We start from the raw sequence: 22,815 nt of genomic DNA, 5'->3' as shown, positions 1-22,815 counted from the left end.
GGGTGGATGATGACCGAATCAGCGCCGGGTGCCTACTGATCGCCCGGGACGGCCAGGCCCGCGAGGTAGGTGTCCAGCACCTGCTGCCCAGTCTTCACCAGGTCGAAGGCCTCGGGGTCGAGCATCCAGTTCTGGATGAGCCCGTCGATCAGCGCATGCAGCCCGATCGCCGCCGCCTTGGCCGGGATGCGCTTGGGCAGCAGGCCCCGGCGGATGGCCAGCGAGATGCCGCGCTGCGCATGGGCCAGGCACTTGTCGCGGATGGCGAGGTGGCGGTCGCGCACTGCCTTGGTCTCGTCGACGTATTCGACCTTGTGGGTGGCGATCTCGAACACCCGGCGGACCTGTGGCGACTCGACGGTGAGCCGCAGCGCGTGGATGAAGTTGTCACGCATGAAGGCGACCGGGTCGGCCAGCCCTTCGTCGTCGCTCTTGTAGGCCGTCTCCTCGAGCGGCAGCGTCACCCGGTCCATCATCGCGTTGAAGAGGTCGGCCTTGTCCTTGAAATGCCAGTAGATGGCGCCGCGCGTGAGGCCGGCGGCCTGGGCGATCTCGTTCAGCGTGCTGCGCGACACGCCCTGCTCATGAAAGACCACCTCGGCCGTGTCAAGGATGAGCTTGCGTGTAGCCTGCGCTTCTTCTTTGGTGCGACGGACCATGGGTGTGTGGGGTGTCAGTGAGGCATCAACATACATTCACGCGTGTATGTATACTAATCGGGCTGCCGGTTCCGTCGATCGTCATGGTCTTGCCTGATCGCACGCGGCCGGAGATTCTGCATCCCCCTCCCCCTGGCGCCGGGGCCGGCGTCATCCCGAAGGAAATCGCATGTCTGCGTTGAAAGGCATTCCGCTTCGTCTTGCTCTCGTCTTCAGCGTCGTCGTGCTCGCGGCCTGCGGGCAGAAGGATGAGGCCAAGGGCGGCGGCGCCCCCGGGGGCGGCATGCCACCGGCCCAGGTGGGCGTGGTGACGGTCGCGCCGACGACCGTGAGCCTGACCACCGAGCTGCCGGGCCGGCTGGAGGCCTCGCGCGTGGCGCAGGTGCGGGCGCGTGCCGCCGGCATCCTGCGGGAGCGGGTGTTCAAGGAAGGCAGCGACGTGAAGGCCGGGCAGCTGCTCTTCCGCATCGACAACGCGCCCTACCAGGCCGCCGTGGCCAGCGCCCAGGCGGCGCTCGCGCGTGCGCAGGCCAACGTCGCGCAGACCACCGCGCAGGCCGAGCGCTACAAGCCGCTGATGGAAGCCAACGCCATCAGCAAGCAGGACTACGTGAACGCGGTGTCGGCGCAGAAGGCGGCCGAGGCGGACCTGGCCGCCAGCCGCGCCGCGCTGCAGACGGCGCAGATCAACCTCGGCTACTCGAGCGTCACCTCGCCGATCTCGGGCCGCATCGGCCGCGCGCTGGTGACCGAAGGCGCGCTCGTCGGGCAGGGCGAGGCCACGCCGCTGGCGGTGGTGCAGCAGATCAACCCGATGTACGTGAACTTCACGCAGTCGACCACCGAGGTGCTGCGCCTGCGCCAGGCGCTCGCCGCCGGCAAGCTGCAGAAGGCCGGTGCCGACGCGGCCCGCGTGCAGGTGGTGCTGGAAGACGGCAGCGTCTACCCGCAGCCCGGCAAGCTGCTCTTCAGCGACCTGACGGTCGACCCGGCCTCGGGCCAGATCACGCTGCGCGCCGAGGTGCCCAACCCGAGCGGCCTCCTCCTGCCCGGCATGTACGTGCGGGTGCGACTCGCGCAGGCCGAGCTGCCGCAGGGCATCCTGCTGCCGCAGCAGGCCGTCACCCGCACCGAGACGGGCGACACCGTGCTCGTGGTCGGCGCCGACAACAAGCCGCAGAAGCGCAACGTCAAGGTCGGCTCGGCGCAAGGCCAGAGCTGGCTGATCACCGAGGGCCTGCAGCCCGGCGAGAAGGTCATCGTCGACGGCTTCCAGAAGATGATGGTGCCCGGCGCGCCGGTGAACCCGGTGCCGTGGCAACCCGCTGCGGCATCGGCCCCGGACGGCGCTGCCTCGGCCCCCGCGTCGGCCGCGAGCCGCTGAGGGAGCGCCCCGCATGGCACGCTTCTTCATCGACCGGCCCATCTTCGCGTGGGTGATCGCGCTCTTCATCCTGGTGGCCGGCGGCGTGGCGATCACGCAGCTGCCGATCGCGCAGTACCCGCCGGTGGCCCCGCCGTCCATCGTCGTCAACGCCACCTACCCCGGCGCCTCGGCGCAGACGCTCGAAGACGCGGTGCTCAGCGTCATCGAGCGCGAGATGAACGGCTCCCCCGGCCTCATGTACATGGAGTCGGTGGCCCAGGCCAACGGCACCGGCACCATCACCATCAGCTTCGAGCCGGGCACCAACGCCGACCTCGCGCAGGTGGACGTGCAGAACCGGCTCAGCCGCGCCGCCCCGCGCCTGCCTGCGGCGGTGACGCAGCAGGGCGTGCGCGTCGACAAGGCACGCTCCAACTTCCTGCTCTTCACCATCCTCTCGTCGGACAACCCGGCCTTCGACCCCATCGCGCTGGGCGACTACGCCTCGCGCAACGTGGTGCCCGAGCTGCAGCGCGTACCGGGCGTCGGCCAGGTGCAGCTCTTCGGCACCGAGCGCGCGATGCGCATCTGGATCGACCCCAACAAGCTGCAGGGCTTCAACCTGTCGACGGCGGAGGTCGTCAACGCCATCCGCGCGCAGAACGCGCAGGTCTCGTCGGGCACGATTGGCGACCTGCCCAACATCGCCGGCCAGGGCATCTCGGCGACCGTGGTGGTGAAAGGCCAGCTCAGCACGACCGAGGAGTTCGGCAACATCGTGCTGCGCGCACAGACCGACGGCTCCACCGTGCGGCTGCGTGACGTGGCCCGCCTGGAGCTCGGCGCCCAGGCCTACGCCACCTCGGCGCGGCTGAACGGCAACCCGTCCACCGGCATCGGCGTACAGCTCGCGCCCAGCGGCAACGCGCTGCAGACGGCCGCGGCCATCCACAAGCGCATGGACGAGCTGCAGAAGCTCTTCCCGCAAGGCGTGAAGTACGCCATCCCCTATGACAGCTCGCGCTTCATCAAGATCTCGATCACGCAGGTGGCCGAGACACTGATCGAGGCGGTGGTGCTGGTGTTCCTCGTCATGTTCCTCTTCCTGCAGAACTGGCGCTACACCATCATCCCGACCATCGTGGTGCCGATCTCGCTGCTCGGCACGTTCGCGGTCCTGCTGACACTGGGCTTCTCGATCAACGTGCTGACCATGTTCGGCATGGTGCTCGTGATCGGCATCGTGGTCGACGACGCCATCGTGGTGGTGGAAAACGTCGAGCGCATCATGAGCGAGGAAGGCCTGCCGCCCCTGCAGGCCACGCGCAAGGCGATGGGCCAGATCTCGGGCGCCATCGTCGGCGTGACGGTGGCGCTGATCTCGGTGTTCGTGCCGCTCGCCTTCTTCTCGGGGTCGGTGGGCAACATCTACCGCCAGTTCTCGGCGGTGATGGTGGCGGCCATCGCGTTCTCGGCCTTCATGGCGCTGTCGCTCACGCCGGCCTTGTGCGCCACGCTGCTCAAGCCGGTGGAGAAGGGTCACCACCATGAGAAGCGTGGCTTCTTCGGCTGGTTCAACCGCGGCTTCACGCGCACGGCCAAGGGCTACGAAGGCTGGGTCGCGCGCATCCTGAAGCGCGCCGGCCGATTCATGATCATCTATCTCGCGATCGGCCTGGCGGTGGCGCTGCTCTACAAGCGCCTGCCCACCTCCTTCCTGCCGCAGGAAGACCAGGGCAACATGATCATCAACGTGCAGCTCCCGCCGGGTGCCACGCAGGGCCGCACGCTCGAGGTGATGAAGCAGGTCGAGGGCTATATCCTGAAGCAGCCCGAGGTGCAGAGCATGGTGAGCGTGCTGGGCTTCAGCTTCTCGGGCCAGGGGCAGAACGCGGCGCTTGCCTTCGTCACGCTGAAGGACTGGAAGGAACGCGAAGAACCGCATCAGAAGGCCGACGCCATCGCGGGCCGCGCCTTCGGTGCGCTGATGGGCATCCGCGATGCGTTCATCTACCCCTTGAGCCCGCCGCCGATCCCCGAGCTCGGCCAATCGTCGGGCTTCACCTTCCGCCTGCAGGACCGCGCTGGCCAGGGCCACACCGCGCTCATCAACGCGCGCAACCAGCTGCTGGGCATGGCCGCGCAGAGCAAGGTGATCACGCAGGTGCGGCCCGACGGCCTTGAAGACGCGCCGCAGGTCGAACTGCAGATCGACCGCGACCGTGCCAACGCGCTGGGCGTGAGCTTCGACAGCATCAACAGCGCCATCTCCACCGCCCTTGGCTCGGCCTACGTCAACGACTTCCCCAACGCCGGGCGACTGCAGCGCGTGGTGGTGCAGGCCGATGCGCCGGCGCGCATGCAGCCGGAAGACCTGCTCAAGCTCAATGCCTTCAACAACCAGGGCAGACCGGTGCCGCTGTCGGCATTTGCCACGACCCGGTGGGTGACGGGCGCCATGCAGACCGTGCGCTACAACGGCTACCCCGCCATCCGCATCAACGGCAGCGCGGCGCCCGGCTACAGCACCGGTGCCGCGATGGCCGAGATGGAGGCGCTGGCGGCCAAGCTGCCGCCGGGCTTCGCGTATGAATGGACGGGCCAGTCGCGCGAGGAGAAGCTCGCCGGTTCGCAGGCGCTGATCCTCTACGGCTTCGCGATCCTCGCGGTGTTCCTCTGCCTGGCCGCGCTGTACGAGAGCTGGTCGATCCCGCTCGCGGTGATGCTGGTGGTGCCGCTCGGCGTGCTGGGCGTGATCCTCGGCGTGACCTTCCGCGGCTACACCAACGACGTGTACTTCCAGGTGGGCCTCATCACCATCATCGGCCTGTCGGCGAAGAACGCCATCCTGATCATCGAGTTCGCGAAAGACCTGCAGGCGCAGGGCAAGAGTGCGATGGAGGCAGCGCTGCAAGCCGCGCACATCCGCTTCCGCCCGATCCTGATGACCTCGCTCGCGTTCATCCTCGGCACGCTGCCGCTGATGCTGGCCTCGGGAGCCGGCTCGTCGAGCCAGCGGGTGCTGGGCACCGGCGTGATCGGCGGGATGATCAGCTCGGTGCTGCTGGCGGTGTTCTTCGTGCCGGTGTTCTTCGTGGTGGTGCGCCGCTTCTTCAAGGGCAGCGAGCGCCAGCGCAAGTTCTACGCCCATGAGAAAGACGCCAGCGATGGCGACGCACAAGGAGGCCACACCCATGTCTGACCCACGACTCGCCACCCTGGCCGCCACCCTGTTGCTGGCCGGCTGCACGAGCCTCGCGCCGAAGTACGAGCGCCCCGCCCCACCGGTCGCCCCCGCCTTCAGCGACAGTTCGGCCGCCGCCAGCGCCAAGCCCGCGACCGACATCGAATGGCAGAGCTTCTTCGTCGACGAGCGCCTGAAGCGCCTGATCGAGCTGGCGCTCCAGAACAACCGCGACCTGCGCGTGGCGGTGCTCAACATCGAAGCCGCGCGTGCCAACTACGGCGTGCGCCGCGCCGACCTCTACCCCAACCTCGGCGTCGGCCTCAACGCCCAGCGCGGCCCGTCGCAGGTGACGGGCCGGCTGCAGACGGTGTTCACCGCCGGCGTGCAGCTCTCGGCCTGGGAGCTCGACCTCTTCGGCCGCATCCAGAGCCTGGGCAACGCCGCCGCGGCGCAATACCTGGGCAGCGAAGAAGGCCGCAAGGCGGCGCAGATCAGCCTGATCGCTGCGGTGGCCAACACCTACCTCAGCCTGCTGGCCGACGAGGAGCTGCTCACCATCACGCGCGACACGCTTGCCACGCGCGAAGACTCGTTCCGGCTCAACAAGCTCAAGTTCGACAACGGCGCCGCCTCCGAGCTCGACCTGCGCCAGGCCGAGTCGCTGCTCGAAGCGGGCAAGGTGACGCTCGCCGCCGTCACGCGCCAGCGCACCCTCGACGAAAACGCGCTGGTGCTGCTGATCGGCCAGCCGCTGCCGACCGACCTGCCGCCGCCGCTCGCCATCAGTGAGCAGCGGCTCGCGGCCGACCTGCCGGCGGGGCTGCCGTCGGACGTGCTGACGCGCCGGCCCGACGTGCGCCAGGCCGAGCAGCAGCTGATCGCGGCCAACGCCAACATCGGCGCCGCGCGTGCGGCCTTCTTCCCGCGCATCAGCCTGACCGGCAGCGTGGGCAGCGCGAGCAGCGAGCTCGACGGCCTCTTCAAGAGCGGCAGCAAGGCCTGGAGCATCTCGGGCAACCTGCTGCAGCCGATCTTCGACGCCGGGCGCAACAGCGCCAACCTCGACCTCGCCAAGACCAACCGCGAGATCGCGATCGCGCAGTACGAGAAGTCGATCCAGAACGCCTTCCGCGAAGTGCAGGACGCGCTGGCCGGCCGCGCCACGCTCGGCGAGCAGGCCCGCGCGCAGCTCGCGCAGGCCAACGCCGAGCAGACGCGCTTCAAGCTCGCCGACCTGCGCTACCGCAACGGCGCGGCGAGCTACCTCGACGTGCTCGACGCGCAGCGCGCGCTCTTCACCGCGCAGCAGGCGGTGGTGCAGGTGCAGGCCGCCGTGGTGCAGAACCAGGTCAACCTCTACAAGGTGCTCGGCGGCGGGTGGACGGAGCCCGTCGCCACCCGGTGAGCCGCCGGCCCGCGGTGACAATCCCCGCATGCCCGCTCCCAAGAAGACCCCGCGCATCGGCTCGCCGGTGCGTGGCTCCTCCACCGGCCGGCCCCTCATGGTCGCGCTCGACCTGCTGGGCCGGCGTGCGGCATTGCGCATCTTCTGGGAATTGCGCCACGGCGAGCAGATGACCTTCCGCGCCCTGCAGGAGGCCTGCGAGACCAACCCGAGCCTGCTCAACACGCGCATCAAGGAGCTGCGGGAGGTGGGGTTGCTGGAGCACGAGGAAGGCGGCTACCGGCTCACGGCCGAAGGTCGCAAGCTGATGACCTCGCTCGGCCCGCTGTGCGAGTGGGCGGAGAACTGGAACGGCGCCTAGCTGGCGTAGACCGACTCCAGCGAACGGAAGCCTTTCACCTCGATCGGGTTGCCCGACGGGTCGCGGAAGAACATCGTCCACTGCTCGCCCGGCTGGCCTTCGAAGCGCACTTGCGGCGGCATCACGAAGTCGACCTTCGCGACCGTCAGGCGATCGGCCAGTGCCTGCCAGTCCGGCAACGCGAGCACCAGCCCCAGGTGCGGCATCGGGACCAGCTTGTCGCCGACCCGGCCGGTGTCGGTCGTCGCAAACGGCTCGCCCAGGTGCAGCGAGATCTGGTGGCCGAAGAAGTCGAAGTCGACCCAGGTGGCGGTGCTGCGGCCCTCGCGGCAGCCGAGCACGCCGCCGTAGAAGCGGCGCGCATCGTCGAGGTCACGCACGTGGTAGGCAAGGTGGAAGAGGCTCTTCATGCGCCCGATCGTAGCCAGCCGCCCCGGTAGGCGCTTGCCTACGCCATTTGCCGGCCCGCACCGATCGGCGCCGCGCTGGGCGCTCCCTACAGTGCTGCCGAAGTTCCAAAGACACACAAGGAGCACGACATGTCCTTCGCCCTCTACATGATCGGTTTCGCCCTCCTGATTGGCGGCATCGCCTGGGGCCTGGTGCTGGCCGGGGTGCCGGCGCTCTATGTCGCCGTGGCCTGCGTGATCCTCGCCGGCTTCGGCGTGATCACCGGCGTCTCGCGCACCCGCACCAAAGACATCTCGCACTAGTGGCAGCGGCGTGAAACACGCCTGCAACGAATGAATCACACCGGCCGGGTGCGCGACATCCGGCCGATACGCCCGCGTTCCATCCTCACGTTCCCCGAGACGGTGCCGCCGACCGCAGCGCCGCGCCCGATGAACCGGATGGACACGCCATGAGCCTCGAAACCTCGTCGCACGATCACGAAGACGCCCTGAACCCCAGCGCCTGCCTGTCGGCCCGTACCCAGGGTGCCGGCGAGCTGGTGGTGTGCCTGCACTCCAGCGCCGGCACCCACGCCCAGTGGCAGGGCCTGGCCAACACGCTCTCGCGCCATTGGCAGGTGCTGCTGCCCGACCTGCACGCCCACGGCCAGAGCCCGCCGTTCCCGAGCGACATGATGAATGCGCTGCAGGCCGATGCGCAGGCCGTCGGCGCGCTGATCGACGCCACCCAGCCCCAGCGCGACCCCCGTGGCGTGCACCTGGTGGGCCACTCCTACGGCGCTGCGGTGGCGCTGCAGATCGCGTTGCGCCAGCCGGAGCGCGTGCGTTCGCTGAGCCTCTACGAGCCGGTCGCCTTCGGCGTGCTGCGCGAGCTGGCGCCGCGCGACCCGGCGCTGATGGAGATCACCGACGTGGCCCACACCGCGCGGGGCCTGGTGCAGCGTGGCGAGATCGACCAGGCTGCCGCCCATTTCATCGGCTACTGGGGCGGCGATGCCACCTGGAACCAGATGGCGGCCAGCCAGCGCGATGCGGTGGCGCGACGCATGCCGGCGGTGCCGCGCCATTTCGACGCCCTCTTCACCGCCCGCTGGCACAAGAGCCTGCTCGCCCGCCTGACCATGCCCATCCTCCTGATGCACGGCTCGCAGACCCGCACGCCCGCGCGCCGCGTGGCCGAGCTGCTGGCGCATGCGTTGCCGAACGTGGTGCGCGCGGAGGTGCCGGGCGCCGGTCACCTGGGGCCGATCACGCACGAGGCGACGGTCAACGCCTGGATCACCGGCCGCATCGACCCGCGCCTGTCGAACGGCTTCGACCGCATCGTGCTGGCGGCCTGAGACAACGCTCCGCCAGCGTTTAGGGCTTGTTCCCGCTTGGCGGGACCTTCCGAAGTGCGTAGGGTGCGCCCCCATGACCTACGCCGCCCTCACCACCGTCGACGGCCAGCGCCTGCACGTGCAGCACTGGCCGGCCCCCCACACCCCCCGCGGCACCGTGCTCATCGTGCACGGCCTGGGTGAGCACATCGGGCGCTACGGCCACGTCGCCGCTCACCTCAACGCTGCGGGCTGGCACGTGGTGGGCTACGACCACCGCGGCCACGGCCGCAGCGACGGGCCCAAGGGCAAGATCACCACCCACGACGACCTGCTGCGCGACCTGTCGCAGATGATCGACAGCGTGCGCGCCCAGCACCCCGGCCCGCTGGTGCTGCTGGGCCACAGCATGGGCGGCCTGATCGCCGCTCGCTTCGTCGGCCAGGGCGTGGCGCGCCCGGGCGAGGCCCCGGCCGACTGGGCGCGACCGGTCGATGGGCTGGTGCTCTCATCGCCCGCCCTCGCCGCCGACACCAACGCCTTCCAGAAAGTCCTGCTGGCCACCCTCGGCGCGCTGGCCCCGGACCTCGCCGTGAACAACGGCCTGAAGCCGGCATGGATCTCGCGCGACCCGAAGGTGGTCGCCGCCTACACCGCCGACCCGCTGGTGCACGACCGAATCACACCGCGGCTGGCCCGCTTCATCCTCGGCAACGGCGAGTGGGTGCGCCTGCACGCGGCGCGCTGGAAGGTGCCCACGCTGCTGATGTACGCCGGCAGCGACCGCTGCGTAGCCCCATCCGGCAGCCGCGACCTTGCAGCCACGGCGCCGAAGCCGGTGCTCACCGTCAAGGAGTTCGGGCCGCTCTACCACGAGATCTTCAACGAGCCCGAGCAGGCCGAAGTGCTGGCCACCCTGTCATCTTGGTTGCAGTCGCTGAAAGGGCCCGCCGCCTAAAATTGCACTTCCGTCCAATTTTGCGAGCGAGCACACCATGATCCAGAAAGACAAGCTGTACATCGGCGGCCAGTGGGTCGCCAGCCTCGGCCAGGAGGCCCCGGGCGCGGTGATCTCGCCCGCCACCGGCGATGCGATCGCGAGCGTGGTGCGCGGCAACGCCGACGACGTGAACCGCGCCGTGGCCGCCGCCCGTGCCGCCTTCGAACCCTGGGCTGCCCTGACGCCGAGCGAGCGCGGTGCCTACCTGCTCAAGATCCACGAAGGCCTCAAGGCCCGCGCGGCCGAGATTGCCAAGACCATCAGCTCCGAGATGGGCATGCCGCTGAAGCAGTCGCTGCCGATCCAGGCCGGCTCGCCGATCGCCGTCTTCAAGTACTACGCGAAGCTCGTCGAGAGCTTCCACTGGGAAGAGACCGCCGGCAACTCCACCGTCGTGCGCGAGGCCGTGGGCGTCGTCGCCGCCATCACGCCGTGGAACTACCCGCTCCACCAGATCGGCGCCAAGGTCGCCGCCGCGATGGCCGCGGGCTGCACGATCGTGTTGAAGCCGGCCGACGTGACGCCGCTCAACGCCTTCATCCTGGCCGAAGTGATCCATGAAGCCGGCGTGCCAGCCGGGGTGTTCAACCTCGTCACCGGCCGCGGCACCGTCGTCGGCGAGGCGATGGTCAAGCACCCCGACGTGGACATGGTGTCGTTCACCGGCTCCACCAGCGCCGGCCGCCGCATCTCGGCGCAGGCCTCGCAAACCATCAAGCGCGTGGCGCTTGAGCTCGGCGGCAAGTCGGCTTCCGTCATCCTCGAAGACGCCGATCTGGTCTCCGCCGTCAAGGGCTCGGTGCAAGCCTGCTTCCTCAACGCCGGCCAGACCTGCACCGCACACACCCGCATGGTCGTGCCCGAGAGCAAGTACGACGAGGTGGCCAAGATCGCCGTCGCGGTGACACAGGCCTACAAGGTCGGCGACCCCTTCGACGAGACCACGGTGATGGGCCCGGTGGCCAGCAAGTCGCAGCAGGACACGGTGCAGGAATACATCCAGATCGGCCTCGACGAAGGCGCCGAGCTGCTGACCGGCGGCCTGGGCGCGCCCGAGGGCCTGGACAAGCGCGGCTTCTACGTCAAGCCCACCGTCTTCGGCCGCGTGAAGCCCGACTCGCGCCTGGCGCAGGAAGAAGTCTTCGGCCCGGTGCTGTCGATCATCACCTACCAGGACGAAGCCGAAGCCGTGGCGATTGCCAACAACAGCATCTACGGCCTGTCGGGCGGCGTGTGGGCGTCGACCGACGAGCGCGCGGTGGAAGTGGCGAAGAAGATCCGCACCGGCATGGTCGACATCAACGGCGGCGGCTTCAACATGCAGGGGCCGTTCGGCGGCTACAAGCAGTCGGGCAACGGACGTGAGTTCGGCAAGTGGGCGCTGGAAGATTTCACCGAGGTGAAGTCGCTGCAGTTCCGTAGAACGTAGCCCCCCAGTCGCGTTCGCTCCTGCCCCCAGGGGCGCCGCCTGGCGGACCGGCAAAGCCGGATCCGCGGGCGTGGCTTGATCCGCGCGAAGCATCGCTCGTGTCTTCCAGGCCTAAACTGGCCCGGTCCTTTCAAAGGAGCCCGCCATGAACGCCCGCGACCCGCTGCAACCCCTCCAGCCCGACGAAGCGACCGCCCTCGCCGACTACGCCAACCGCGCCTGGGACGAACGCATCGTCCCCGCCCTCACCGACTACATCGAGATTCCGTCGAAGAGCCCGATGTTCGATGCCGACTGGCAGAAGAACGGCTTCATCGACAAGGTCGTGCGCGACGCGGCGAGCTGGGTCGAAGGCCGCAAGGTGGCAGGGCTGAAGCTCGAGGTGGTGCGCTTGGCCGGCCGCACGCCGGTGATCTTCTTCGAGGTGCCGGCCACCAAGTCCAACAGCACCGACACCGTGCTGATGTACGGCCACCTCGACAAGCAGCCCGAGTTCACCGGCTGGCGCCACGACCTCGGCCCCTGGACGCCCAAGTACGAAGACGGCCTGCTCTACGGCCGCGGCGGCGCCGACGATGGCTACGCGGTCTACGCAGCAATCACCGCCATCGAGGCACTCGATGCACAAGGCATCCCACGCCCGCGCTGCGTCGGCCTCATCGAAGCCTGCGAGGAAAGCGGCTCGTTCGACCTGCCCGCGTACATCGACGCCTTGGGGCCACGCCTCGGCGACGTGGCGCTGGTCGTCTGCCTCGACAGCGGCGCCGGCAACTACGACCAGCTGTGGCTCACCACCAGCTTGCGCGGCATGGTGAGCGGCACCTTGAAGGTCGAGATCCTCACCGAAGGCGTGCACTCGGGCGACTCGAGCGGGCTCGTGCCGTCGAGCTTCCGCATCCTGCGGCAGGTGCTCGACCGCCTGGAAGACTCGAAGACCGGGCGGCTGCTGCCTGAGAGCTTCCACTGCACCATTCCGACCGACCGCATCGAGCAGGCCAGGGCCACCGCGAAGATCCTCGGCGACGAGGTGTGGAAGCGTTTCCCCTGGGCCTGCGGGGCCGATGGCGGCCCGGCGCTGCCCACCACCACCGACCCGCTCGAAGCGCTGCTCAACCGCACCTGGCGCCCCACGCTCAGCGTGACGGGGGCCGATGGGTTCCCGGAGTGGAAGAGTTCGGGCAACGTGCTGCGGCCCTACACCGCCTTCAAGCTCAGCCTGCGCCTGCCGCCCACGGTCGACGCGAACGAGGCGGCCGAGAAGCTCAAGGTCCTGCTGGAGGACAACGCGCCCTACAACGCGAAGGTCACCTTCGGCGCCGATGGCCGCGCCGGTGCCGCCGGCGCCACGGGCTGGAACGCGCCCAGCCTCGCGCCGTGGCTCGAAGACGCCTTGCAGTCGGCCTCGCAAGCGCACTACGGCGCCCCGTGTGGCTACATCGGACAGGGCGGCACCATCCCGCTGATGAGCCTCTTGCAGACGAGCTTCCCCAAGGCGCAGATGATGGTCTGTGGCGTGCTCGGGCCCAAGAGCAACGCGCACGGGCCCAACGAGTTCCTGCACGTGCCGTATGGGAAAAAGCTCACGGCCGCGGTCGCCCAGGTGATGGCCGCCTGCCCCTGAGCTTCGTAGACTGCTCCGCAAGCGCACCCGCGTCGAGGTGCGCACCGGAGACGGGAAGTCGAATGCTGAAGTGGGCCTTGCTGTCGATCGTCCTCCTGATCGGCAGCCCGAGCGCGCAGGCGCAACCGAGCGCCTCGCTGGTGGGGCCGCGGGTGGCGGCGCTGCAGGACAAGATGGTTGCGTGGCGACGCGACATCCACCGCAACCCCGAGCTCTCGGGCCAGGAAGTGCGCACCGCACGCCTCGTGGCCGAGCACCTGCGCCAGCTGGGCCTCACGGTGAAGACGGGCGTGGGTGGCCATGGCGTCGTTGGCGTGCTCAAGGGAGGGCGGCCCGGCAAGGTGGTGGCGCTGCGAGCGGACATGGACGCGCTGCCGGTCCTGGAAGCGACCGGCCTGCCTTTCGCGTCGAAGGCCCTCGGGCGCTACCGCGGGCAGGACACGCCGGTGATGCACGCCTGCGGCCACGACGGCCATGTGGCCATGCTGATGGGCGTGGCCGAGGTGCTGGCCTCGCTGCGCGCCGAGCTCCCGGGCACGGTGAAGTTCATCTTCCAGCCGGCAGAAGAAGGCGTGCCTGCCGACGACGGCGTCACCGGCCACGATGCCAGCAAGGACAAGCCCTGGGGCGCCCGCGCGATGGTGGCCGACGGCGTGCTCGCCAACCCGAAGGTCGACGCGGTCTTCGGCCTGCACCTCTCGCCCAACCTCGCCGCCGGCCAGCTGGGCTACCGCAGCGGGCCGATGATGGCCGGGGCCGACACGGTGCACATCACCATCACCGGCGAGCAGACGCACGGCGCCGCGCCGTGGACGGGCACCGACCCGATCGTCGTCGCGGCGCAGGTCATCACCGGGCTGCAGACCATCGTGAGCCGCCAGCTCAACATCAACCACGAGCCGGTGGTGCTGACCATCGCCTCCATCCACGGCGGGCACCGCGAGAACATCATTCCCGACAAGGTGGAGATGCTGGGCACGCTGCGCACCTTCGACGAAGAGATGCGCACCGAGGCCAAGCAGCGCATCGTGACCACCGCCGAGAAGATCGCCGCGGCCAGTGGCGCGAAGGCCGAGGTGCGCTTCGGCAACAACGCCTACAGCGTGACGATCAATGACGACCCGCTGACGCAGGCCATGCTGCCCACGCTGCAACGCGTGAGCGGCGGCAAGGCGGTGGCCATCCCGAAGATCAGCGCATCCGAAGATTTCTCCGAGTACCAGAAGGTGGTGCCCGGCCTCTTCTACATCCTCGGCGCGCCGCCCAGGGGCAAGACACCGATGGAGGCCGCCACCAACCACTCGCCCACCTTCGACTTCGACGAAGGCGCGATGCAGCTCGGCGCCCTGTCGCTCGCGACGCTGGCGCTGGACTACCTGGCCTCGGGCCGCTGAAGCTTCAGGAGGCTCGCGCCCACGGCCTCGGCCACCTCGATGCCATCGACGCCGGCCGACATGATCCCGCCGGCATAACCGGCGCCTTCACCGGCCGGGTACAGGCCCTTCACGTTGAGGCTCTGGTAGTCGCGGCCGCGTGTGATGCGCAGGGGCGACGAGGTGCGCGTCTCCACACCCGTCAGCACCGCATCGGGCATGGAGTAGCCCCTGATCTGCCGCTCGAACGCGGGCAGCGCTTCGCGGATCGCGTGGATGGCGTAGTCGGGCAGGCTCGGGCCGAGGTCGGTGAGGTGCACGCCGGGCTTGTACGAAGGCTCGACACGGCCGAGCACCTTCGAGGGCTGGCCCTTGATGAAGTCACCCACCAGTTGGCCCGGCGCGCCGTAGGCACCGTCGCCGAGGGTGAAGGCGCGCGACTCGAGCTGGCGCTGGAAGGCGATGCCGTCGAGCGGGTTGACGGGGCCGGAGCCGTGGTCCTGCCGGTAGTCCTGCGGCGAGATGCCGACCACGATGCCCGAGTTCGCATTGCGCTCGTTGCGCGAGTACTGGCTCATGCCGTTGGTCACCACACGCTCCGGCTCGGAGGTGGCGGCCACCACGGTGCCGCCCGGGCACATGCAGAAGCTGTAGACCGAGCGGCCGTTCTTCGCGTGGTGCACGAGCTTGTAGTCGGCGGCGCCGAGGATGGGGTGGCCGGCGTTGGGCCCGAAGCGCGCCTTGTCGATGAGGCCCTGCGGGTGCTCGATGCGAAAGCCCACCGAGAACGGCTTGGCCTCCATGTAGACGCCGCGCTGCTGCAGCATCGCGAAGGTGTCGCGCGCGCTGTGGCCGAGGGCCAGCACCACATGCTCGCTCTCGATCTGCTCGCCCGAGGCGAGCGTCACCCCGCGCACGCGCTTGCCATCGGGGCCGTCGTCGATGTGCAGGTCGGTCACGCGTTGCTCGAAGCGGATCTCGCCGCCCAGCGCCACGATGTCGGCACGGATCTTCTCGACCATGCTGACGAGTCGGAAGGTGCCGATGTGCGGCTTGCTTACGAAGAGGATTTCTTCCGGCGCGCCGGCCTTCACGAACTCGGTGAGCACCTTGCGTGTGAGGTGGCGCGGGTCGCTGATCTGGCTGTAGAGCTTGCCGTCGGAGAAGGTGCCGGCCCCGCCCTCGCCGAACTGCACGTTCGACTCGGGGTTGAGCTCGCGCCGGCGCCACAGGCCCCAGGTGTCTTGGGTGCGCTGGCGCACTTCCTTGCCGCGCTCGAGCACGATGGGGCGCAGGCCCATCTGCGCCAGGATGAGCGCCGCGAAGATGCCGCAGGGGCCGAAGCCGACGACGAGCGGGCGCTTCTCGCCGGTGCTGGCGAAATCGGCCGGGGCGTGGCCGACGAATTTGTAGCGGGTGTCGGGTGAGGGCTTGATGTACGCGTCGCCCTGCAGGCGCGCGAGCACCGCGGCCTCGTCGGCGAGTTCGCAGTCGAGCGTGTAGATGAGCTGGATCGCGCTCTTCTTGCGCGCGTCGTAGCTGCGCTTGAAGACGGTGAAGGCTTTCAGCGCCTCGTCTGCGATGCCCAGCCGCGCGAGGATCGCCGGGCGCAGCGCCTCCTCGGGGTGGTCCAGGGGCAGTCGCAGTTCATGGATACGGAGCATGCGGCGATTGTCCCCGCAACCCACACGCCAACGACCGGCACAAGAAAGCCGCCCGAAGGCGGCTTTCTGCTCGGCGCAGCGGCGGCTCAGTGGCGGCTCAGTGGCCGGCGCCCACGCCGCGCGAGGCCTGGCCGCTGCGCGTGGCGGCCACGGCTTCCTTGCGGACGTCTTCGCGGCTGCGGGTCGACACGACGGGCGTTGCGCCCACGTCGACTTCGCTGCGGCTCAGACGCTCCAGCGTGCCGTCCTTCTGGGCTTGCAGCACTTCGGCCCGGCGCTCGGCACGGGTCACGGTGCTGGCGGCGGGAGCCTTCTGGTACAGGCCGGCCACGTCGGCTTGCTGGGGCACCAGCGTCTCGCCGTTGGCGCGGGCCTTGATCACCTCGGCGCGCACGGCGGCGCGGGTGGTGGTGCTGGGCTGCGTGGCACCGAAGTGCTGCAGGTCGATCTCGCTGCTCTGGGCGAAGGCGGTCGTGCCCACGGCGGCGAGAACGATGGCGATGGCGTGCTTGCGGTTCATGGTGATTTCTCCTGGGTTCGGTTCACTGCTTCGTGCAGCCGATCAGTAGCCGGCGCCGATGCGGGCCTTGTCCTGGTAGGTGTCGACACGGGCCTGGGCACGCGCTTCGGCACGCACGGCTTCGCGGGTCAGGCCCGACTTGGCAGGGGTCGACCAGGCGGTGACTTCCGGCGGCGTGGTGAGGTCGGCGCCGGCCAGTTCGGCCTTGACCTGGGCGCGGGTCACGCGGGTGGCGACCGGGGCGGCGGCGCGCGAGGGCACGGCGGAGGCGAGCACTTCGCCCGGGATGGTCAGCTCACCCTTGGCCTGGGCCGACAGGACCTCGGCGCGCACGGCGGCGCGGCTCAAGGTCGAAGCCTGCTGCTGGCCGAAGTGCTGCAGGTCGATTTCGCTGCTTTGAGCGAAAGCGGCAGACGAGCCCAGGACGGCGAGAGCGGCGGTGGCGATGACTTGCTTGGCGTTCATGATGATTTCCTTGACGGTGGTTGAGACGATTACCGGGCACGGCGGTCTGAGGGTTCTCCGTCTTGTCCAGCTCGGTGAGTCGTGTTAGTCAAATCGGCTCATCGATGGAGCGAACTGTAGGCATTGCCAAAGCATCAATAAATCACCTATCCTGATATTGCGTATTGCTGAAAACGAAACGATAGGGATGTAAGCCATGGACCGACTCCACTCCATGCGGGTGTTTTCACGGGTGATCGAAGAGGGCAGCTTTGCCGGCGCGGCGCGGCAGCTGAACCTGTCGGCAGCGGTGGTGACCCGCCTGGTGGCCGACCTCGAGGAGCACCTGGGCGCCCGCCTGATCAACCGCACCACACGCCGCCTGGCGCTCACCGACATCGGCGAGCTGTACCTGGAGCGGGTGCGGCAGATCCTCACCGAAGTGGAAGAGGCCGAGGCCTTGGCGAGCGCTGCCACCTCGGAGCCGCGCGGCCACCTGCGCGTGCTGGCACCGCCCGCATTCGCGGTGCACCAGATCGCCAAGCACCTGCCGCGCTTTCGCCAGCTCTACCCGAAGGTGACGATAGAACTCGCCGCGCCCGGCCCGGTGGAGACGGTCGACGAGAACTACGACGTCAGCATCATCCAGGTCGGCCGCCAGCCGCTGAACGGCGACTTCGTGGCACGCCTGCTGGCGCGCTCGGAGGTCATCACCTGCGCCTCACCCGCCTACCTCGACCAGCGAGGCCGCCCCGAGCACCCCAACGACCTGCACGAGCACGAGGCGATGCTGCCGAGCTTCGCGCGCGAGATCACGTTCTACCGCGGGCCCTGGGGCGACGACGAGCCCGCGGGCGAATCGGTGACGCTGGTGCCGGCACGGCCCGCGCTCAGCACCATCCACAGCGACACGATGTACGCCGCGGCGCTGGCAGGCATGGGAATCTCGGGCCTGCCGTCGTACGTGGTCGAAGACGCGCTGCTGGAGCATGCGCTGGAGCGTGTGCTGCCCGAGTGGCGGGTGCTGACGCTGCGCCTCTACGCGGCCATGCCCACGCGCAAGTACGTGCCGGCGCGCACGCGCGCATTCATCGACTTCCTGGTGCAGACACTGGGCGGCCGCGAGCACGACCCGTGGCTGCAGTGGGCGGGCTGCGAGACCTGCCCGCCGGTCGATTCGAAGCAGGGCAGCCTGCTTCAGTAGAACGCGTCCTTGCGCGTGGCCCCCATCAGCGGCTCGATCTGGTGCGCGAGCGGCCCCAGGCCGTTGTAGCGCACCGCCACCTTGTGGGCGTAGCGGAAGAAGCGCGGCAGGTCCTGGCTGTAGTTGGGCTTGCCGTCGCGGTGCTTGAGGCGGCAGAAGATGCCCAGCACCTTGAGGTGGCGCTGCAGGCCCATCCACTCGAGCTGGCGCCAGAAATCGCCGAAGTCCTCGGGCACCGGCAGGGAGGCCTTCCTGGCGGCCTGCCAGTAGCGCACGGCCCAGTCGATCTCCTGCTCTTCTTCCCAGGAGATGAAGGCGTCGCGCAGCAATGAAGCGACGTCGTAGGTGATGGGGCCGCGCACCGCGTCCTGGAAGTCGAGGATGCCGGGGTTGCCCACCTCGGGCGGGCAGATCATCAGGTTGCGCGGCATGTAGTCGCGGTGCACCGCGACGGTCGGCTGCGCGAGGGCACTCTTGACGAGCAGGTCGCAGACCTTGTCCCAGCGTGCTTGCTGCTCGGGCGTCCAGGTGACGCCGTATTCCTTGGCCACGCACCAGTCGGGAAAAAGCTGCAGCTCGCGGCGCAGCAGCGCGTCGTCGTATGGCGGCAGGCCGCTCGCATCGGCGCGGGTCTGCCACTGCACGAGGGCCGCGGTGGCATCGCGCATCAGCACCGAGGCGCCGGCCAGGTCACCGGTCGATTGCGCCTGCTGCAAGGCTTGCAGGTAGAGCTGCGAGCCCAGGTCGCTCAACAGCAGGAAGCCGTGCTCGGCGTCCTGCTCGAGCACGCGCGGTGCGTTGAGCCCGGCACCCTCCAACATGGCGGCGATGGCCACGAAGGGCCGCACGTCTTCTTGCGGCGGCGGAGCGTCCATCACGATGAAGGAGCGACCCGCGCCCTCGACGCGGAAGTAGCGACGGAAGCTCGCGTCGGCACTGGCCGCGCGCAGGCTCTGCAGGTCGAAGCCATGGCGCTGCGCCGCGGTGGCGAGCCATTCGGTGAAGCGCTCGCGGCGGGCATCGTCGGGCCACACGATTGCGGCGGGAAGGGAAGTGTTGGCCATAGGGGGAAGCAGGCTGCGGGCTAGGGGAATTGAGGGCTGGGGGCCCTGGTGCCTCGTCGATAATCGATTCTACAAATCGACCCTCGCGGTTGGCCTCGATGCGGCCAGGGGCAGGCCCCGATGCTTCGCCTTCCCCCGTACACGATCTCTCCCTCGCCTCTCTCCTTTGCACCACGCCCCTCGACATCGCCACCACGCCATCGCTGCGGCCTGCCTTGCCGTCGGCGCCTGGCCTTCGGCCTGGGCACAGGCCGCATCGGCCCCCGAGGCCAAGCCGCCGGTCATCGTCGAAGCGAAAGAGGTGCGGGCACGCCCTGACCTCGACGCCGTGGCCGAAGGCGACGCCCAGCTGCGGCACGGCCCGATCGACATCCGTGCCGACCGCCTGAGCTACGACCAGTCCACCGACACCGCGCGTGCCTCCGGCAACGTGCGCATCTCGCGTGACGGCAATGTCTACAGCGGGCCCGAGCTGCAGCTCAAGCTCGGCACCTACGAAGGGTATTTCGTCAATCCGACGTACTTCTTCTCGCGCACGCAGGCGGGCGGCACCGCTTCGCGCCTGGACATCATGGGCAAGGACGTGGCCCTCGCCACCGACGGCAACTACACCAGCTGCCCGCGCGACGGCAGCGGCGAGCCGGCCTGGCTGCTGGAAACCCGCCGCGTGCGCATGGACCTGGCCAACAACGAAGGCATCGCCGAAGGCGCGGTGCTGCGCTTCTACGGCGTGCCCATCCTCGCCGCACCGGTGCTGAGCTTCCCGCTCACCGATGCGCGCAAGTCGGGCTGGCTGCCGCCCACCACCAGCGTCGACAACAAGAGCGGCCTGCAGCTCGCGGTGCCCTACTACTGGAACATCGCGCCCAACCGCGACGCGACGCTCACGCCCACGGTGCGGGCCAGGCGCGGCGTGGGGCTGGATGCGGAGTTCCGCTACCTTGAGCGAAGCGACGAAGGCTCGCTCACGCTCAACCTGCTGCCCAACGACCGCCTCGCCGGCCGCAGCCGCAACTCGCTCGGCTACCTGCACGAGGGCAACTTCCTGGGCAACGGGTACTACAAGGCCGACGTGGTGCGCGTCTCCGACCACGAGTACTGGAAAGACTTTCCCGGCGACTATCCGAGCCTCGCGCCGCGCCTGCTCGCCGGCGACGCGCAGGTGCACGCGCCGGTGTTCGGCAACTGGAAGACGTATGCGCGGGTGGTGCGGTGGCAGCTGCTGCAGGACGCCACCAACCCGGCCATCCGGGCACCCTACGACCGGTATCCGCAGGTGGGTGTGCGTGGCATGCAGTCGCTGCCGGGCGGGTTCGAGTTTGGCCTGGAGACGGAGTACAACCGCTTCACCAACCCGAACGACCTGGCCACCGACGACCGCACCCGCCTGACCGGCTCGCGCTGGCACTCGCTGGGCTCGCTGAGCCGGCCCTTCGTCACGCCGGGCTGGACCTTGGTGCCCAAGGTGTCGTTCAACAGCGCCTCGTACAGCCTCGACCGCCCGCTGACCACCGGTGAATTCGCCGGGCAGCGGCAACCCAACCGCACCATTCCCTCGATCAGCCTCGACAGCGCCTGGGTGCTCGAGCGCGACACCACCTGGTTCGGCCGGGGCATGCAGCAGACCCTGGAACCGCGCCTGTACTACGTGAGGACGCCCTACCGCGACCAGAACGGGCTCCCGGAATTCGACTCGGCCGAGCGCGATTTCAACTTCGATTCGATCTACAGCGACAACGCGTTCTCAGGCATCGACCGGGTGTCGGACGCTCACCAGGTCACCGCCGGTGTCACCACACGCATGCTGGATGCGCAGACCGGCGCTGAAGCACTGCGCCTCGGTGTGGCCCAGCGCTTCCTGCTCTCCGACCAGCGCATCACGCCGAAAGGCGAGGTCGACACGGAGAGCGTGTCCGACCTGCTGCTGATGGGTTCCACCAGCTTCTGGCCGCAATGGAAGCTCGACGCCGGCGTGCAATACAGCCCCGAGATCTCGCGCACCCGTCGCTCGCTGATGAGTGCGCGCTACTCGCCGGGGCCCTATCGCACGATCTATTCGGCCTACCGCTTCAAGCGCGACGAAAGCGAACAGGTTGAACTCGGCTGGCAATGGCCGATCTATGGCGAGGTGCGCAGCGGCAAGAGACTGTCGAACGCGCAACAGTGTTCCGGTGCCTGGTACAGCGTCGGCCGTGTCAGCTACAGCATGCGCGAGAGCCGTGTCACCGATTCGGTGCTGGGCTTCGAGTACGACGCCGGCTGCTGGATCGGCCGCCTGATCGCCAGGCGCGTGTCGACCAGCCGACAGGACGCCACCACACAACTGGGCTTCGAGATCGAGTTCGTCGGCCTGTCTCGCCTGGGCACCAACCCGCTGAGGGTCTTGAAGGACAATATCCCTGGCTATCGCCTGCTGCGTGACGACACGCCGACCGAGGGCTCCTCGCCGACCGCTCCCTGAAACTCCATGACACCGACCCGCCATTGGCCCTTCATCGCCCTGCTGTCGCTCACGCTGGGTGCAGGCCTGCCTGCGCATGCGCAGCGCAACGCGCCGCTCACGGCCGACTACATCGTCGCCATCGTCAACCAGGAGCTCGTCACCGCCGGTGAGGTGCAGCAGCGCGTCGCGCAGGTCCGTGAGAACGCCCGCCGCAGCAACGCACAACTTCCGCCCGAAGACGAGCTCCGGCGCGAAGTGCTCAATGCCCTGATCGACGAACGCGTGGTCGTCACCAATGCGCGCGACAGCGGCATGCGCATCGACGACGCCGAGCTCGAGCGTGCCATGGCCAACGTGGCCGCGCAGAACCAGCTCACGCCGCAGCAGCTGCGCGAGCGCTTGCGCCGCGAGGGCATCGACTACGCACGCTTCCGCAGGAACGTCCGCGACCAGCTGCTCGTCGAGCGCACCCGCGAGCGCGAGGTGCAGGGCCGCATCCGCATCAGCGATGCCGAGGTCGACGCCTGGCTCGACAAGCAGCGCGCCGAAGCGGGCAATGCCGTCGAGTTCAACATCGCCCAGGTGCTGATCACCGTGCCCGAGAACGCACCGGCCAACGTGGTCGAGGAGCGCCGTGCGCGCGCCGAGTCCGCCCTCGCACGGCTGAAGAAGGGCGAAGCCTTCGAAGCGGTCGCGCGCGATCTGTCGGAGGACACCAACCGCGCCAAGGGCGGCGAGATCGGGGCCCGCCCCGCGAGCCAGCTGCCCGACATCTTCGTCAACGCGGTGCGGCCGCTGAAGGTCGGCGAGTTCACCCCGACGCTCGTTCGCAGCTCGGCCGGCTTTCATGTGCTCAAGGTGCTCGCCCGCAACGAAACCGGCGCCTTCACCGTCACCCAGACCCGTGCACGCCACGTGCTGCTGCGCCCCTCGGCCCAGCTGAGCCAGGAGGCCGCGGTGCGCCGCCTGCAGGAGTTCAAGCGCCAGATCACCGCCGGCACCCGCACCTTCGAGCAGATCGCACGCGACAACTCCGAAGATGGCAGCGCGGCCCAGGGTGGCGACCTCGGCTGGGTCTCGCCCGGCAATTTCGTGCCCGAGTTCGAAGAGGCGATGAACGCCTTGCCGCTCAATGGCCTGTCCGACCCGGTGATCTCGCGCTTCGGCGCCCACCTGATCCAGGTGATGGAGCGCCGCCAGGTCACGCTGGACGCCAAGCAGCAGCGCGAGCAGGCCCGCAACGCGCTGCGCGAGCAGAAGTTCGAGGACGCCTATGTCGAGTGGGTGCGCGAGCTGCGTTCGCGCGCGTATGTCGAGCTGCGCGAGCCGCCGCAGTAACCGCC

The 22,815-nt window shown here is 69.0% G+C and carries 19 protein-coding genes; 13 read left to right on the top strand and 6 right to left on the bottom strand.

The window, feature by feature from the left end; all coding sequences use genetic code 11:
- Positions 1-32: 32 nt before the first annotated feature.
- Positions 33-659: a TetR family transcriptional regulator gene (locus JI745_RS17415; protein WP_201809796.1), complete on the bottom strand. Its 627-nt coding sequence runs from the start codon at positions 657-659 to the stop codon at positions 33-35.
- A 169-nt stretch (positions 660-828) separates the two neighbouring features.
- Between JI745_RS17415 and JI745_RS17410 the strand changes: the two genes are divergently transcribed.
- The 4 genes from JI745_RS17410 to JI745_RS17395 all read left to right on the top strand — a co-directional run bounded on the left by JI745_RS17410 (position 829) and on the right by JI745_RS17395 (position 6,978).
- Complete coding sequence (locus tag JI745_RS17410; RefSeq protein ID WP_201809794.1) at positions 829-2,043, top strand: efflux RND transporter periplasmic adaptor subunit; 1,215 nt, start codon at positions 829-831, stop codon at positions 2,041-2,043.
- 13 nt (positions 2,044-2,056) lie between these two features.
- On the top strand, positions 2,057-5,227 hold the full coding sequence (locus tag JI745_RS17405; protein ID WP_201809791.1) for an efflux RND transporter permease subunit: 3,171 nt from the start codon (positions 2,057-2,059) through the stop codon (positions 5,225-5,227).
- Positions 5,220-6,617: an efflux transporter outer membrane subunit gene (locus JI745_RS17400; protein WP_201809788.1), complete on the top strand. Its 1,398-nt coding sequence runs from the start codon at positions 5,220-5,222 to the stop codon at positions 6,615-6,617. Before JI745_RS17405 ends, JI745_RS17400 begins: the two co-directional genes overlap by 8 nt.
- A 97-nt stretch (positions 6,618-6,714) precedes the next feature.
- Positions 6,715-6,978, top strand: coding sequence for a helix-turn-helix domain-containing protein (locus tag JI745_RS17395; protein ID WP_201812622.1), 264 nt, complete (start codon positions 6,715-6,717; stop codon positions 6,976-6,978).
- Here JI745_RS17395 and JI745_RS17390 read toward each other — a convergent pair.
- Positions 6,975-7,388 (bottom strand): VOC family protein, encoded by a 414-nt coding sequence (locus JI745_RS17390; protein ID WP_201809786.1) that lies wholly within the window; start codon positions 7,386-7,388, stop codon positions 6,975-6,977. The genes JI745_RS17395 and JI745_RS17390 overlap by 4 nt on opposite strands.
- Before the next feature lie 129 nt (positions 7,389-7,517).
- On the opposite strand from JI745_RS17390, the gene JI745_RS17385 reads away from it, so the two are divergent.
- The 6 genes from JI745_RS17385 (at position 7,518) to JI745_RS17360 (ending at position 14,154) form a co-directional block, all read left to right on the top strand.
- Positions 7,518-7,691 carry a hypothetical protein gene (locus JI745_RS17385; RefSeq protein ID WP_201809775.1) on the top strand — a complete coding sequence of 58 codons (174 nt, stop codon included), beginning with the start codon at positions 7,518-7,520 and terminating at the stop codon, positions 7,689-7,691.
- 149 nt (positions 7,692-7,840) lie between these two features.
- On the top strand, positions 7,841-8,731 hold the full coding sequence (locus JI745_RS17380) for an alpha/beta fold hydrolase (RefSeq protein ID WP_201809773.1): 891 nt from the start codon (positions 7,841-7,843) through the stop codon (positions 8,729-8,731).
- Positions 8,732-8,804: 73 nt separating this feature from the next.
- Positions 8,805-9,668: an alpha/beta hydrolase gene (locus tag JI745_RS17375; RefSeq protein ID WP_201809771.1), complete on the top strand. Its 864-nt coding sequence runs from the start codon at positions 8,805-8,807 to the stop codon at positions 9,666-9,668.
- Positions 9,669-9,705: 37 nt separating this feature from the next.
- Complete coding sequence (locus JI745_RS17370; RefSeq protein ID WP_201809768.1) at positions 9,706-11,139, top strand: aldehyde dehydrogenase family protein; 1,434 nt, start codon at positions 9,706-9,708, stop codon at positions 11,137-11,139.
- 145 nt (positions 11,140-11,284) lie between these two features.
- A complete protein-coding gene (locus JI745_RS17365; protein WP_201809766.1) occupies positions 11,285-12,760 on the top strand; it encodes a M20 family metallopeptidase in 1,476 nt (491 codons plus the stop codon).
- Between the two features lie 62 nt (positions 12,761-12,822).
- Positions 12,823-14,154: an amidohydrolase gene (locus JI745_RS17360; RefSeq protein WP_201809764.1), complete on the top strand. Its 1,332-nt coding sequence runs from the start codon at positions 12,823-12,825 to the stop codon at positions 14,152-14,154.
- Here the strand turns inward: JI745_RS17360 and JI745_RS17355 are convergent.
- The 3 genes from JI745_RS17355 to JI745_RS17345 all read right to left on the bottom strand — a co-directional run bounded on the left by JI745_RS17355 (position 14,133) and on the right by JI745_RS17345 (position 16,782).
- Positions 14,133-15,797: an NAD(P)/FAD-dependent oxidoreductase gene (locus tag JI745_RS17355; protein ID WP_201809761.1), complete on the bottom strand. Its 1,665-nt coding sequence runs from the start codon at positions 15,795-15,797 to the stop codon at positions 14,133-14,135. The genes JI745_RS17360 and JI745_RS17355 overlap by 22 nt on opposite strands.
- Before the next feature lie 97 nt (positions 15,798-15,894).
- Positions 15,895-16,317 carry a DUF4148 domain-containing protein gene (locus JI745_RS17350; protein ID WP_201809759.1) on the bottom strand — a complete coding sequence of 141 codons (423 nt, stop codon included), beginning with the start codon at positions 16,315-16,317 and terminating at the stop codon, positions 15,895-15,897.
- Between the two features lie 42 nt (positions 16,318-16,359).
- A complete protein-coding gene (locus JI745_RS17345) occupies positions 16,360-16,782 on the bottom strand; it encodes a DUF4148 domain-containing protein (protein WP_201809756.1) in 423 nt (140 codons plus the stop codon).
- A gap of 196 nt (positions 16,783-16,978) precedes the next feature.
- Between JI745_RS17345 and JI745_RS17340 the strand changes: the two genes are divergently transcribed.
- Positions 16,979-17,965, top strand: a complete 987-nt coding sequence (locus tag JI745_RS17340; RefSeq protein WP_201809754.1) for a LysR family transcriptional regulator — start codon at positions 16,979-16,981, stop codon at positions 17,963-17,965.
- Here JI745_RS17340 and JI745_RS17335 read toward each other — a convergent pair.
- Positions 17,959-19,029: an aminoglycoside phosphotransferase family protein gene (locus JI745_RS17335; protein WP_201809752.1), complete on the bottom strand. Its 1,071-nt coding sequence runs from the start codon at positions 19,027-19,029 to the stop codon at positions 17,959-17,961. The genes JI745_RS17340 and JI745_RS17335 overlap by 7 nt on opposite strands.
- 166 nt (positions 19,030-19,195) lie before the next feature.
- Here JI745_RS17335 and JI745_RS17330 point away from each other — a divergent pair, with 166 nt between their 5' ends.
- Both JI745_RS17330 and JI745_RS17325 read left to right on the top strand, forming a co-directional pair.
- The gene (locus JI745_RS17330) at positions 19,196-21,490 is read left to right on the top strand and encodes an LPS-assembly protein LptD (protein ID WP_201809750.1); all 2,295 of its coding nucleotides are present in this window, start codon (positions 19,196-19,198) and stop codon (positions 21,488-21,490) included.
- A 6-nt stretch (positions 21,491-21,496) separates the two neighbouring features.
- Entirely contained in the window at positions 21,497-22,810 is a 1,314-nt protein-coding gene (locus tag JI745_RS17325) for a peptidylprolyl isomerase (protein ID WP_201809748.1), read from the top strand.
- The last annotated feature ends 5 nt before the right edge of the window (positions 22,811-22,815 follow it).

It is taken from the genome of Piscinibacter sp. HJYY11 (assembly GCF_016735515.1).
GTDB lineage: Bacteria > Pseudomonadota > Gammaproteobacteria > Burkholderiales > Burkholderiaceae_C > Rhizobacter.
The sequence above is the reverse complement of the archived record's forward strand: the minus strand, read 5'-3'. Positions and strand labels throughout refer to the sequence as shown.